Genomic DNA, 14211 nt, shown 5'->3' with positions numbered 1-14211 from the left:
AACCAAAAAAACAGCATCCCCTCGGATCCTGTTATTCGTGTGCATATGAAATTGAAGAAAACTTATTAAACGACTTTACAAACAAGAGTTTAACCGTGCCACGGGGACCCGAACGGTTCTTTTCGATGATAATCTCAACTTCACCCACATTATCATCATCGGAAGCCGGGGCATTCGCCCCCTGCTCGTCCTCGGTTGCACCTTCGCGTTCGTAATAATCATCCCGATACAAGAAGGCGACAATGTCTGCATCCTGTTCGATCGAACCAGATTCTCGAATATCGGAAAGCACCGGCCGCTTATCCTGCCGTTGTTCCACGCCCCGGGACAGTTGTGACAAGGCAATAATTGGCACCTGTAACTCATTGGCAAGTTTCTTTAACTGCCGTGAGATTTCAGACACCTCTTGTTGCCGACTTTCCCGGGTACTGCCTTCAATCAACTGCAGGTAGTCAATCACGATTAAGCCCAAGCCACCATCGGGATCCCGGTCGGCTTCCTTCTTCAACCGCCGACAGTTCGCCCGGATGGAGGCAATTCGCGCTCCCGGAGTATCGTCAATAAAAATCTTGGCGTTCGATAACGTTCCCATAGCAACCGTTAAACTATTCCATTCGTCGGAGCTCAGTTCCCCGGTCCGCAGGTGGTTGGCATCAATACTGCCTTCCGCACACAGCATCCGGTTAACCAGCGATTCGGCACTCATTTCCAAACTGAACAATGCTACCGTCTTATTGGTCTTCGTCCCAACGTTTTGGGCAATGTTTAGGGCAAAGGCCGTTTTCCCGACCGCGGGCCGGGCGGCTAAGATTACTAATTCGCCCGGATGGAGTCCCGTGGTCATCTGGTCCAAGGCTTTGTAACCGGTCGGCAGGCCGGTCACATCGTCACCACCATTTTCAGACAACTCGTTAATCTTTTCAAAGGCCTGCGTCAAGACATCGCGAATGGGTTGAAAGCCACTCTGATTGCGATCCTCCGACACATCCATGATTTCCCGTTCCGCGTTATCTAGGAGCGTGTCTAGGTCTTCATCCTCATCGTAACCATCCGTAGCAATCTTAGTCGCCGTTTGAATTAGCCGCCGCAGGACCGCCTTTTTACTCACGATTTTGGCGTAATACCCCAAGTTAGCGGCAGTTGGAACCGATTCTGCGAGTTCGACAATCGCTGAAACGCCCCCAACGTCTTCTAGTTGATCCTGACTTTTTAACCGGTCGGTCACCGTTACGGCATCAATTCCTTCATCCTGATCCGCTAAGTCGACCATTGCTTGATAAATTAATTGATGAGCTCGTTTGTAAAAATCAGCGGCCTGTAAAATTTCCATGGCCTCAGGCAACGACGCAGGGGCTAAGAAAAGTGAACCCAGGACCGCCTTTTCCGCTTCAATACTATGCGGTGGCGTGTGGTCCATTAACACATCGTTATTCATGCTCTAACCCTTTTCTAATGTGACGCATTGCTTTATTTTTCGGCAACGTGGACCCGAATTCTAGCCGTCACGTTGGGGTGCAGCTTTACGGGAACGTTGGTGTAACCCATTGCTTTAATGGGTTCTGCAAGTTCAAGCTTACGCTTATCAATTTTAACTTGGTATTGTGCGGCCAGTGCCTGCGCAATTTGTTTGCTAGTAATGGAGCCAAACAACCGCCCGTCTTTACCGGATTTAGCCCGTAGTTCCACCACCGTGTCATCCTTTTCCAAAAAGGCTTGTTGTTGTTGTGCTTCTTCTAATTCTTCTTCGGCATTTTCGGCCGCGTGTTTTTGTTGCGCTTTTACCCGGCTGACTGCTGATTTAGTTGCTGGTTCAGCGAGGCCGTTCTTAATCAAATAGTTTTGGGCATACCCAGCTGGCACCTGTTTGATTTCGCCCCGTTTTCCTTTACCACGCACATCTTCTAAAAAAATCACTTGCATAATCCTTCACTCCTTTTGGTCTAATGTAACAAATTTACTGCATTCATGCTATTCGTCTGTTGGTGGATTGTCGGAGAGACTGGTTTTAATCGTCGTTTTTAACAATTCACTAGCTTCTGGAACAGTTTGGTCGGTCAACTGGGTGGCTCCCGCACCTAAGTGACCGCCACCGCCCAGTTGCTCCATAATTAATTGGACGTTAATCGTCCCCGTACTGCGAGCTGAAATCCCAACGTTGCCATCCTGACGCCGAAAGACCACGAACGAGGCCTCAACCCCGTCTACCGACAGCAAGGAGTCAACCGCCTTCGCCGCGGTCACCGAATCATACGCTACCTCGTCTTCAGCCGTAATTAAGGCAATGTGATCACTTTCAAATTTTACCAACGAAATCAGATGGTTCTCATCCATGTAATTTTTCACGTTTTCCTTCATGAACGAGGCAATTTCCTCCACGTTGGCACCCGCCGAACGTAAGTAACTGGCCGCATCAAACGTCCGAGTTCCGGTTTTAACCGTAAAGGATTGGGTATCCACCACAATCCCAGTCAACATCGCGGTTGCTTCCAACTCGTTCATTGGATCAGCAGACTGCGACTGGTATTCAAACATTTCCGTGATTAATTCACACGCAGACGAAGCGTAGGGTTCCACGTACGCCAGCAAAGGATTCGGAGGGAAATCTTCGCCGCGCCGGTGATGGTCAATGATGACCACCCGGTTTTCGAGTTTCTGGTACAACTCCTGAGCGACGCCAATCTTTGGATTGGAGTGATCAACCATGATCATTAGGCTATCATCGGTTGCTAATTTCACCGCTTCATCGGTGCTGATAATGGACGCTTCGATGTCTGGGTAGTCCTTGATTTTATCCAAGAGCCGCCGGATGTCTGTGTGTACGTCTTGATCATCAAAGACAATGTAACACTGCTTGCCATTCATTTGCGCAATCCGGCGAATCCCCAAGGCTGCCCCCCAGGAATCCATGTCCGGCTGTTTGTGACCGTCCACAAAGATCTGGTCGGCCGTGCCCATTAATTGCACTAGAGCGTGCGTGATCATCCGCGCCCGGACCCGGGTCCGCTTCTCCATCGGGTTCGTCTTGCCCCCGAAGAAAACGGCCCTCCCGTCCTTAGACTTAATCACGGCTTGATCCCCACCCCGACCAAGTGCGAGATCCAAATTATTTTGGGCTAAATCGGCCAGTTGGTTCAAATCCGTATCACCATACGCAATCCCAATGCTCAACGTAATTGGGAAGTTCTGTTGCACCGTCCCCTTCCGAATCGTGTCGAGAATGTTAAATTTATCGGCTTCAACCGCCGTTAACGAGCGCATGTACATCATAATTGAATAGTGCTCGGCATCAATCCGTTTGAGATAAATCCCGTACCGTTGCGCCCATTCGGTTAGCTTATTCGTGACGTAATTTCGCAAGTTTGAAATTTCTTGGTCCGACATGGATTGACTAACCTCATCAAAATTATCAAGGTAAATCTCCCCAATGGCCACTTTCTCGTTTTCATACTGAACTTCCACCTCAGCGTAGTGCGTGATGTCCATGAGATAAATGGTTCGGTACTGCCGTTGAATCAAAAGGTTAAAGTACCGACCGTTCCAGGTGGCTTCAAACGGATCATCCTGTTCCCAGTTGGTCTGAATCACCTGCGCGAGGTGGGGGGCAACTTGTTCCAACTGCTTACCTACCACCCGATCCGTTTTAAAATAGGGTTGCAAATACGGATTAATCCAGCTAACCCGTTGTTGGCTATCTAAAATTAAAACCCCCAACGGCATTTCCAGCATTGATTCTTGTTCCCCCCGTTTGATTAGGTACGAGAGGCTGTCCATGTAATTATTGGCTTTTTGTTCGACCACGTTTAGTTCTTTACTTACAAAGAAGAGACCCACGCAGGCTAGCAGCAGGAGAACTCCTCCAACCCACACGTTGTAAACAAACGCAATTACCAGACCCAAGACCAAGTTCAGGGAAATGAAAATGGCGATGTTACGCAGGTGTCGATTATGCATAAAAGGTGGCAACGCCAGCGTTGTGTTTTCCTTTTTCATCATTTGCTCCTTTACTCAATGGGGATCTATTACGCTTTATTTTATCACAAACTCTCCCCTAAAAAGGAGCGAATCCGATCTGCCGAACCAGGCCTAATTGCAGCAAAGAAAAAAGAGCTTCTCATCTCTGAGAAACTCTTTGCAATTACCCATTAGTCTTCAACAACGAATGGTAACAAGCCCATGATCCGAGCCCGTTTAATGGCAATTGTTAATTTCCGTTGGTTCTTAGCGCTAGTTCCCGTTACTCGACGGGGTAAAATCTTACCCCGTTCTGAGATGAACCGCTTTAATAAATCAACATCTTTGTAATCGATGTAGTCAATGTGGTTTGCAGCGATGAAGTCAACCTTCCGACGCCGACGTCCACCTCTTCTACCTCTTGCGTGTCTTTGTTCAGCCATGTGTAATCCCCTCCTCGTTCGTTAATCAGATTTGTCCCACTTTAGAATGGTAAATCATCATCGGAAATATCGATTTGGTCTCCTGAACCGGCAAACGGATCGGCAGAATTATCATTCCCATTGCTAGGATTACTCTGGTTTGCACCATTGTGATCAGCTTGGCCGCCGAAGTTATTCGATTGCGGAGTTCCAAATGGATTTTGTTGAGGAGCTTGGTTGCCAGCGTTGTTGCCTTGTTGACCACTATTTCGTGGTTCCAACAGAGTAAAGTTTTCAACAACGACTTCCGTTACATAAACTCGCTGGCCCTGCTTGTTTTCATAGTTCCGCGTTTGCAGGCGGCCTTCTACCCCAAGCAATGACCCTTTATGAACGAAGTTGGCAAGGTTTTCAGCTGATTTCCGCCAAATAACACAATTAACGAAGTCAGCTTCCCGGTCACCATTTTGATTGGTGAAGCGGCGATCAACGGCCAGGGTAAAGGAACCCACGGCTGCCCCGCTTTGGGTGTATCGTAAATCGACATCTCGTGTTAATCGTCCAGTTAGGACCACGGTATTAATCATACTGAAACGCTCCTCTCGTTCTTAGATAGCTTATTTATCACGTTTAACAGTCATTTGCCGTAAAATGTTGTCACTAAACTTCGACAACCGGTCGAATTCGTCAATTGCTCGACTGTCTTCCGCAGTTAAGTTTACAACGTGGTAGATTCCTTCGTTGAATCCATCAATTTCGTAAGCAAACCGCCGCTTCGACCAATCCTTTGAATCGATCAACTTGGCACCATTATCAGTCAAGATTTTGTCAAACCGTTCTACTAAAGCAGTTTTAGCAGCGTCGTCAAGATCAGGACGGATGATGTAAGTAATTTCATATTTGTTTTCCATGAATTTGCACCTCCTTATGGACTTTCGGCCCTCCAACGATTTGAAGAGCAAGGGTTGCAGTTTGACTCAGAGTCAATCTACAGCTTTACATTATAGCATTGCTTAGGCCCGTTGACAATCCACGAATGCGATTTACCGATACTTAGTTAACTACGTAAAAAAAGATGCCAACGTGGCATCTTTTTTTCGTTTTTAATTATTCGTCATCAGGTGCTGATGCATTTGCTACCGGTGTAGCCGGTTCATCATCCGTTTTCGTGACGATCGCCATCGTGGCCACCTTCGAATCTTCATCAATCCGAATCAGGTGAACCCCCATGGTGGCCCGGCCCGTTTCCGAAACATTTTCCGTTGCGAACCGAATCATAACCCCTTGGTCGGTAATTAACATGATGTCTTCATCGCCGAGCACAACGCCCAGACCAACGACTGGTCCGTTTTTCTCAGTAACGTTGGACGTCTTAATCCCCTTACCGCCCCGGCCTTTAATTGGATACTGGGCAATCGGAGTTCGTTTTCCGTAACCCTTTTCTGAGATTACAAACACATCTCCACCGGAAACAAGCACGTCAGCGCCAATTACGTAGTCCTGGTCCCGAAGTTTCACACCTCGAACTCCAGTGGCGGAGCGGCCCATTGACCGAACGGCATTGACCTTAAAACTCACGGCGTAACCCGCGTGCGTTCCAATGATGACATCATCGGTTTCGCTTACTAACGAAACCTTGATTACTTCATCCGTGTCCCGCAGATTAATGGCCTTGAGCCCATTGTTTCTGATGTTGACAAATTCAGCTAACGGGGTCCGTTTGACCGTTCCCAGCTTCGTGGTAAAGAAGAGATCCTTGTGAGCAACATCTTCTGTATCACTAATGTCTAAGACGGTTTGAATCTTTTCGTGTTCACCCAGTTGTAAGAGGTTGACGATCGGAATTCCCTTGGCCGAGCGTCCGTATTCCGGAACTTCATAGGCCTTTAGGCTGTACACCTTCCCTGCCGTAGTGAAAAACAGCAGTTGGTCATGCGTGGAACCGGTCAGTAAGTGTTCAATAAAGTCATCCTGGTTCACACCCATTCCCTTAATTCCACGACCACCGCGGTTTTGGGCCTTAAAGTCATCGGTCGGAATCCGCTTGATGTACCCGTTATGGGTTAACGTAATGGTGACATTCTTGGCCTCGATGAGGTCTTCATCCTCGATGCTGGTAATTTCCCCCACCATCAATTCCGTCCGCCGGGCATCGCCAAACTTCTTTTGCGTCTCTAACAACTCGTTATAGATGATGTCTGTGACCCGGTCGTGACTATTTAGAATATCCCGATAGTCATTAATTTGTTCCAATAACTTTTGATGTTCATCGGTGATTTTTCCGCGTTCCAATCCGGTTAACCGGACCAACCGCATGTCTAAAATAGCCTGAGCTTGTTTATCGTCTAACGCAAAGTTATCAATCAACTGTTGTTTGGCAATCTCACCCGTTTTGGAACTCCGAATGATTTGAATTACTTGGTCAATGTGGTCTAACGCCACCAACAATCCCGCTAAAATGTGTGCTCGGGCTTCCGCCTTTTTCAGGTTAAAACGGGTCCGACGGGTAATGACATCTACTTGGTAATCCAAGTAGCTATTCAAAATCTCTCTGAGGCTCAACACCTTGGGCGCTCCGTCGATGATTGCCAGCATGTTAAAGCTGTACGAAGTTTGCATCAACGTCATCTTGTAGAGGTTGTTGAGTACCACTTCGGCACTGGCATCCCGGCGCACTTCGATGACAATCCGCATTCCTTCCCGGTCGGACTCGTCATTAATTGCCGTAATCCCGTTAATACGTTTATCCCGAACTAAGTCCGCAATTCGTTCAATTAACTTCGCCTTATTAACCATGTATGGCAACTCGGTTGCAACGATGGTTTGTTTTCCATGGCGGTCCTCTTCGATATCGACCTTAGCCCGAACCACGATGTTGCCGTGACCAGTTTCATAGGCATGTCGAATCCCCGATTTCCCCATTACGATGCCGCCAGTTGGAAAATCAGGCCCAGGCAGCACTTCCATCAACTCGTTAACCTTGGCTGCTGGTTTTTTCATCAGCAAGTGAATGGCCGAGATGACCTCACTTAAATTATGCGGGGGGATGTTCGTGGCCATTCCCACCGCAATTCCGGTTACTCCATTTAGCAACAGGTTCGGAATTCGAGCCGGGAGGACCACTGGTTCCCGTTCCGTACCGTCGTAGTTCGGGGCAAAGTCAACGGTATCCTTATTCAAATCCCGCAACATTTCTAGTGAAATCTTGCTTAACCGGGCTTCGGTATATCGCATGGCAGCGGCGCCGTCGCCATCGACGGAGCCAAAGTTTCCGTGCCCATCAACTAGTAGGTAGCGGTAGCTAAATTCCTGCGCCATCCGCACCATCGCCTCGTAAATGGAGCTATCCCCGTGGGGGTGATACTTCCCCATAACGTCCCCGACAATCCGGGCAGACTTTTTGTAGGGTTTATCGGGCGTGACTCCGAGTTGATCCATGCCGTACAAAATTCGCCGGTTCACGGGCTTTAAGCCATCCCGAACGTCTGGTAGTGCCCGCGCCACAATCACACTCATGGCATAGTCCAAAAATGAGGACTTCATTTTTTTCGACAATTCGACGTTGGTTATTCTAGTTTCTGGCGTTTCCATTTCGTTAGCCACGTAACTTGCCTCCGTTCCCTCTAGGTAACTCTTTTCCCGGTTGTTTCACATGAAACAAAGTTAAACATCCAGGTTTTCAACAAACTTAGCATTCTCTTCGATAAATTGCCGGCGGGGGCCCACTTTTTCTCCCATCAACATCTGGAAGGCCGCTGTTGCGGCGGCAGCATCGTCAGACGTTACCCGGAGTAGGCGGCGGTTAGCCGGATTCATCGTGGTTTCCCACAGCTGTTCGGCATCCATTTCCCCTAACCCTTTGTACCGTTGAATTTGCGGTTTGGGGGCAGCGGGTAATGAACTCAACAGTTGTTGTAGTTCTTCATCCGAGTCAATGTAGCGTTGGAACTTATTCCCCTGCCGCACCCGATAGAGCGGTGGTTGAGCGATGTAAACGTAGCCCTTATCAATCATCGGCCGCATAAAGTTGTAAATTAAGGTTAACAACAGGGTTTGGATGTGGGCACCATCGACATCGGCATCGGTCATGATGATTAACTTGTGGTAGTTCACCTTCGTAATGTCGAACTCTTCACCAAAGCCCGTTCCCATCGCCGTAAATAACGACCGAATTTCCTCGTTAGCTAAAATCCGATCCATGGTGGCCTTTTCCACGTTCAGGATTTTCCCCCGAATGGGTAGAATCGCCTGGGTTAACCGGGATCGCCCCTGCTTAGCAGACCCACCAGCCGAGTCCCCCTCAACGATGAACAATTCTGAAATTGCGGGATCCTTACTAGTATTGTTTGCAAGTTTCCCCGGGAGGCTGTTAATTTCTAGTCCACTTTTTTTCCGGGTGACTTCGCGAGCTCGTTTGGCTGCTGACCGTGCCTTCGCTGCTAGTAACCCCTTTTGCACGATTTCCTTGGCCACCTGCGGATGTTCATCCATAAACTTCGCAAATTCCTGGCTAAAGACGTGATTTGTGGCCGTCCGGGCGTCCGAATTTCCCAACTTTGTCTTGGTCTGGCCTTCGAATTGCGGATCCGGGTGTTTAACGCTCACAACGGCCGTTAGCCCCTCACGGACATCCGGTCCCGTAAGGTTATCCTCGTTATCCTTAAGCAGGTGGTTATTGCGGGCATAGACGTTAATGATCCTAGTCAACGCCTGCTTAAAGCCCTCTTCGTGGGTTCCACCTTCGTAGGTATTAATATTATTCGTAAAGGTTTTTAACGTACTGTGGTAGTCATCCGTATATTGCAACGAAACTTCCACCGTAATGTCGTGTTCGACCCCTTCCACGTAAATGGGATCCTGAAACAGCGCGGTCCGATCCCGGTCTAGGTATTCCACGTAATGCCGAATCCCGCCCTCGTAATGAAAATCGTGTTCAACGGGCGGTTCCTGCCGGTTATCCTTAATTGTGATCCGCAGTCCCTTATTTAGGAACGCTAACTCCCGAATCCGGGTCGTCAGGGTTTCCATGTCATAAACCGTGGTTTCCGTGAAAATATCTGGATCGGGTAAGAAGTGAACCTTCGTTCCGTGGGTCTCAGCTGGGGCGGTTCCAATTACTTTCAAAGGCGTCTGCACGTGTCCACGCACAAAGTCCATGTAATAGCGTTTCCCGTTTCGAGTCACCTCCACAGAGAGGTTTTCGGAGAGCGCGTTAACCACTGAGGCCCCGACCCCGTGCAATCCACCAGAAACCTTGTAACCGCCACCGCCGAACTTTCCACCGGCGTGCAGAATGGTGTACACCGTTTCCAACGCTGACTTACCGGTTTCTTTTTGCTGGTCAACCGGGATCCCCCGACCATTATCCGTGACCGTGATGCTGTTATCCTTTTCAATGACCACATCAATCTGGTCGGCAAAGCCGGCGAGCGCCTCATCAATTCCATTATCAACAATTTCCCACACGAGGTGATGCAACCCCTGCGAATTGGTCGCACCAATGTACATTCCCGGCCGTTTCCGCACCGCTTCTAGTCCCTTTAGGACTTGAATTTGACTTGCATCATACTCATTTGCTCGTTCTGCCTTGGTCTCATTCGAATGCTCTGTCATGTTCATCCTCCTACTGGTCAATCTTTCCGCCGTGAATGTGGAACAAGCGGGGATCATGAATCAACTCCGCTGACACCCCACTCAGACTAGTTGTCGTTAAAAACGTCTGCACTTTATTTTGAATTGCCGTCAACAAATGGGTTTGCCGGATGTCGTCTAGTTCTGACAAGACGTCGTCTAAGAGCAAGACCGGGTACTCCCCCGTCTCATCCTTCATCAGATCAATTTCCGCCAGTTTAGTGGCCAGGGCTGCAGTCCGTTGTTGTCCCTGTGATCCAAAGGTCGCAACGTCCTTACCATTAACCAAAAACCGGAGATCATCCCGTTGCGGTCCGTAGAGGGTCGTCCCCTGCTGAATTTCTTTTGCCTGATTATCCGCGAACTTTTGCAATAGGGCCTGATAAATCATGTCAACACTTGCCAGTTGCTCCCGCGGAAGCGCCGTCGAGTAACGAAACTGCAACTCCTCGCGATGCTGCGAAATTTCGGCATGCAATGCTTGCGACCAGTGTTGCAAGCGCCGCAACAGTTGCACGCGCTGAAAAATGATTTCTGCAGCGTAAGCGGCTAACTGATCCGATAAAACCGTGAGGTACACCCGATCGTGCGCGGTTTGAAAGTGCAACTGGCGGAGGTAAGCATTGCGCTGTTTCAAAATCCGGCGGTACTGACTCACGTTGTATAAATACCGGTTACTCATCTGCCCAAATTCAATATCCATGAACCGCCGGCGTACCTGTGGCGCACCCTTAACGAGTTTCAGATCCTCTGGGGCAAACAAAATCACGTTTAACTGTCCCACGTAAGTTGAGAGTTTCGCCTGTTCAATGTGATTGACCTTCGCCTGCTTCCCACTCGGGTTAAGCCGCAGTTCCAACTGAGTGGGGCCGGCCGCGCGCCGAATCTTACCCCAGAGCGACGCCGTTTTGTACTCCCATGTAATCAAATTTCGGTTATTAGAAGTGCGATGACTGCGGGCTAACGCTAAGACGTAAATCGCCTCCAAGAGGTTCGTTTTGCCCTGCGCGTTTTCCCCAATCAAAACATTGACGCCGGGAGCAAAAGCGACGTCGAGTCGTTCATAATTACGAAAATTTCGCAGTTTTAGTTCGTCAATCCGCATGAAATGGCCTACTTTGCCTTAATAAAAAACAAACCCACCTCGGGAACCCGGACGACATCACCGTCGTACAGCTTCTTCCCGCGTCGGTTTTCTGGTTCATCATTTAGGTAAACGGTTTTTTCGCGTAAAAACCACTTTGCTTGTCCGCCTGAAGCAATCACATTTTCCATTTTAAGCAATTGGCCTAACGTCACGTACGGCGTTGTAATTAAAACCTCTTTTTTCATCTTGCCACCTGCTTTCATTACTTCTAATTATAACCTTTAAAATTCAAAAAGTACACCCAGCTCGCATTTATAAGCCGTTTCAGCCCGTTCAGGTCATTTAGACATTTAAACCGTTAAAGCACCAAAAAAGCCCATAAACTAAATTATGGGCTTTTAGTGCGATTTTAGGTTAAAAAGTTCGTACAGGAGTGATCAGTTGAATAAAGTTCGTGTGGTTATCGGCCGGGGTGATCGTAAACGGTCGTAAGGCCGAAGTAAAGGCGATTTCAACGTCAATCGGACCAAAGACGCGGAGCGCTTCTTTCATGTAATCCGGATTAAACGAAATTTCCAAGTCCGCCCCACTAAGGGTAGCGGGCGTTAACTCTTCTTCCACTTTCCCTACGTCTGGGGAGTTCCCCGTGATCGTTACAACTTGATCAGCAGGCTTAATTGTAAATTTGATGACGTTGTTGCGGGATTCATGGGAGAGCAAGGACGCCCGTTCCACGGCAGCGAGTAAGTCAGTTGCTGCAAACTTGACCTGGGTTTCTGAGGAAGTTGGGACCAGCCGCGAGGTATCTGGATAGTTGCCCTCAAGGAGTCGGGAGTAAAACCGAGTCGCCCCAAAGGTGAAGAGCACCTGATTTTCCGACAAATGCATGTCAATGGCATTCGTTTCACCATCTAGCATCCGAGCTAATTCCTTTAGACTTTCGCCCGGGATGACCACGTTATAGTCACCTTCGGCTTCCTTGGGTAATTCCACGTTCCGTTGGCTAAGCCGGTGACTATCGGTAGAAACGGCCAGTAGCTGATTGTGGTCTAACGTAAAGTGAACTCCAGTTAAAATCGGGCGGCTTTCTTGTTTAGAAACCGCGATTACAGTTTGGCCAATGACCTCCCGAAAAATTTCAGCTGGAAGGTGAATGGGATGTTCGCTATCAACTTCAGGTAAGTGTGGGTATCCATTAGCATCCAATCCATTAATTGTAAATTCAGAATTTCCTGACTTAATGGTGGTTTGGAAGTTATCACCGACTTCCACCGAGAGTTCCCGATCCGGGAGTTTTTTAACGATTTCACTGAAAAACCGAGCGGGTAACGTGATTTTCCCAGTTGAACTAATGGTTAATTCATGATCTGGATTATTCCCACTAATCGTGGTTTGAATGGATATGTCAGCATTACTACCCGTTAATTGAATGTTGCTGTTGGAAACATCAATCAGCAGGTTGGTAAGGATGGGAATCGTTGTCTTGCTTGAAATGGCTCGTTGAACAATTCCTAAGGCTTTAATAAACGAAAGTCGATTAATGGAAAATTGCATACTTCAGTTCCTCCTTCAGGGCCGGTGGGTTAATTTAATTAATTAAAACAAAAATCGTAGTAGTAGTAGGGCCTGTGATTTCTGTGGATAACTCTTAAAGAGCAAAGTGGTTAATCAGTTATCCACTGTGGATAAGTTTGTTAGTAAGTGCCCTAGTTTTTTAATAATTATCCACAACTAGCATTATACCATTTTTCCAGGATCACTTACGCCCCCGCTCGCTTAGTGCCGAATTTCAGTTTTTAAATCGGCAATTTGTTTTTGGAGTTCGGCATCGGAAGCAGCCATTTTGGTAATCTTTTCGTGCGCATGAATTACCGTGGTGTGATCCTTGCCCCCAAAGGCCTCTCCGATTTTGGGGAGGGAATTATCGGTGAGTTCCCGACAGAGATACATGGCGACCTGTCGCGGAATGACGATGGCTTTTACCCGTTTTTTCCCCTTCAGCTCCTTAACCGTGACGTGGTAATAAGACGCAGTTACTTTCATAATCGTTTCGGGGGTGAGCGCACTCTTTTCCTTGTTGAGCTTTAGGGGTTTTAGCGCTTCGGAAACGAGGTCCATGGTTACTGGTTCCTGCTTTAAGTCGGCAAAGGCTTTAATGCGGGAGAGCGCACCTTCTAGTTCCCGGACGTTTGAATCAATTTGACTGGCGATGTAACTCATAATGTTATCGTCGACTTGGAGTCCTTCCGACTGGGCCTTAGCCCTCAGAATGGCAGCTCGGGTTTCCAAATCGGGCGCCGTAATGTCAACGGATAATCCCCATTTAAACCGGGAGACTAAGCGATCCGTGAGCGAGTTAATTTCGTTTGGGAGTCGGTCGGCCGTCATCACGATTTGTTTGTTTTCTTCGTAAAGGGCGTTAAAAGTATTAAAGAACTCATCCTGGGTTCCCTCTTTATTAGCAAGGAACTGGATGTCATCAACTAATAGTAAATCGACGTTGCGATACACCCGCCGAAATTCCTGCATTTTGTTGTTTTGCAGGGCATCAATGAAGTCATTGGTAAATTTTTCCGTGGTAACGTACTTAACGTTTGCGTTGGGATGGGTCTTTAAGACCTTGTTACCAATCGCCTGCATTAGGTGGGTTTTTCCTAGTCCAACGCCACCATAGAAGAACAGTGGATTGTAAACCTTTCCGGGATCTTCGGAAACCGCGAGGGCCGCGGCGTGCGCCATTTGATTCCCCTGCCCAATCACGAAGGTATCGAAGGTGTAGTGCGGATTCAGGTGGGGATCAATGTGCGGCGTAGTTGGCTTGGCGTGATTTTGCTGAAACTGCGCGAGATTGTCAGTGTTCGGTCCGGTTTCGCCCTTTAAAACTAAATTGGGGCGGACATCCGTTTGGGTAACTGCATAAGCGTATTCAATAAACGTTGATTTTAACTGGCGTTCCCAGTAGTCACGGTGCAGCGCAGTTGGAAGTTCGAGGGTTAAGACGTGACCATCGTATGAAATTGGGGTAACGGAGTTGATCCAAGTAGCATACGTATTTTCGTCAAATTTAGGGTTTTCCTTAAATTTGGCTTTAATTTGATTCCATAGTTCGGTGTGATTCAT

The 14211-nt window shown here is 48.0% G+C and carries 12 protein-coding genes; all 12 read right to left on the bottom strand.

Annotated elements, in window-relative coordinates:
• Positions 1 to 31: 31 nt before the first annotated feature.
• Positions 32 to 1435 (bottom strand): replicative DNA helicase, encoded by a 1404-nt coding sequence (dnaB, locus tag M8332_RS00060; protein ID WP_252780117.1) that lies wholly within the window; start codon positions 1433 to 1435, stop codon positions 32 to 34.
• A gap of 32 nt (positions 1436 to 1467) precedes the next feature.
• The gene (gene rplI / locus M8332_RS00055) at positions 1468 to 1920 is read right to left on the bottom strand and encodes a 50S ribosomal protein L9 (protein WP_252780116.1); all 453 of its coding nucleotides are present in this window, start codon (positions 1918 to 1920) and stop codon (positions 1468 to 1470) included.
• Positions 1921 to 1968: 48 nt separating this feature from the next.
• Complete coding sequence (locus M8332_RS00050; protein ID WP_435370807.1) at positions 1969 to 3990, bottom strand: DHH family phosphoesterase; 2022 nt, start codon at positions 3988 to 3990, stop codon at positions 1969 to 1971.
• A gap of 152 nt (positions 3991 to 4142) precedes the next feature.
• A complete protein-coding gene (gene rpsR / locus M8332_RS00045; protein ID WP_252749546.1) occupies positions 4143 to 4394 on the bottom strand; it encodes a 30S ribosomal protein S18 in 252 nt (83 codons plus the stop codon).
• A 41-nt stretch (positions 4395 to 4435) separates the two neighbouring features.
• Positions 4436 to 4960 carry a single-stranded DNA-binding protein gene (ssb, locus tag M8332_RS00040; protein ID WP_252780114.1) on the bottom strand — a complete coding sequence of 175 codons (525 nt, stop codon included), beginning with the start codon at positions 4958 to 4960 and terminating at the stop codon, positions 4436 to 4438.
• Positions 4961 to 4990: 30 nt separating this feature from the next.
• Positions 4991 to 5284 (bottom strand): 30S ribosomal protein S6, encoded by a 294-nt coding sequence (rpsF, locus tag M8332_RS00035; protein WP_252749544.1) that lies wholly within the window; start codon positions 5282 to 5284, stop codon positions 4991 to 4993.
• 196 nt (positions 5285 to 5480) lie between these two features.
• The gene (gene gyrA / locus M8332_RS00030; RefSeq protein ID WP_252780832.1) at positions 5481 to 7964 is read right to left on the bottom strand and encodes a DNA gyrase subunit A; all 2484 of its coding nucleotides are present in this window, start codon (positions 7962 to 7964) and stop codon (positions 5481 to 5483) included.
• 72 nt (positions 7965 to 8036) lie between these two features.
• Positions 8037 to 9986, bottom strand: coding sequence for a DNA topoisomerase (ATP-hydrolyzing) subunit B (gyrB, locus tag M8332_RS00025; protein ID WP_252780113.1), 1950 nt, complete (start codon positions 9984 to 9986; stop codon positions 8037 to 8039).
• Between the two features lie 10 nt (positions 9987 to 9996).
• Complete coding sequence (recF, locus tag M8332_RS00020; RefSeq protein ID WP_252780112.1) at positions 9997 to 11109, bottom strand: DNA replication/repair protein RecF; 1113 nt, start codon at positions 11107 to 11109, stop codon at positions 9997 to 9999.
• 8 nt (positions 11110 to 11117) lie between these two features.
• A complete protein-coding gene (gene yaaA, locus M8332_RS00015; protein WP_252780111.1) occupies positions 11118 to 11336 on the bottom strand; it encodes a S4 domain-containing protein YaaA in 219 nt (72 codons plus the stop codon).
• 169 nt (positions 11337 to 11505) lie between these two features.
• Positions 11506 to 12645, bottom strand: a complete 1140-nt coding sequence (gene dnaN / locus M8332_RS00010) for a DNA polymerase III subunit beta (protein ID WP_252780110.1) — start codon at positions 12643 to 12645, stop codon at positions 11506 to 11508.
• Between the two features lie 222 nt (positions 12646 to 12867).
• Positions 12868 to 14211, bottom strand: coding sequence for a chromosomal replication initiator protein DnaA (gene dnaA / locus M8332_RS00005; RefSeq protein WP_252780109.1), 1344 nt, complete (start codon positions 14209 to 14211; stop codon positions 12868 to 12870).

Origin of the sequence: Fructilactobacillus ixorae (assembly GCF_024029915.1) — a bacterium.
Lineage (GTDB): Bacteria > Bacillota > Bacilli > Lactobacillales > Lactobacillaceae > Fructilactobacillus > Fructilactobacillus ixorae.
The sequence above is the reverse complement of the archived record's forward strand: the minus strand, read 5'-3'. Positions and strand labels throughout refer to the sequence as shown.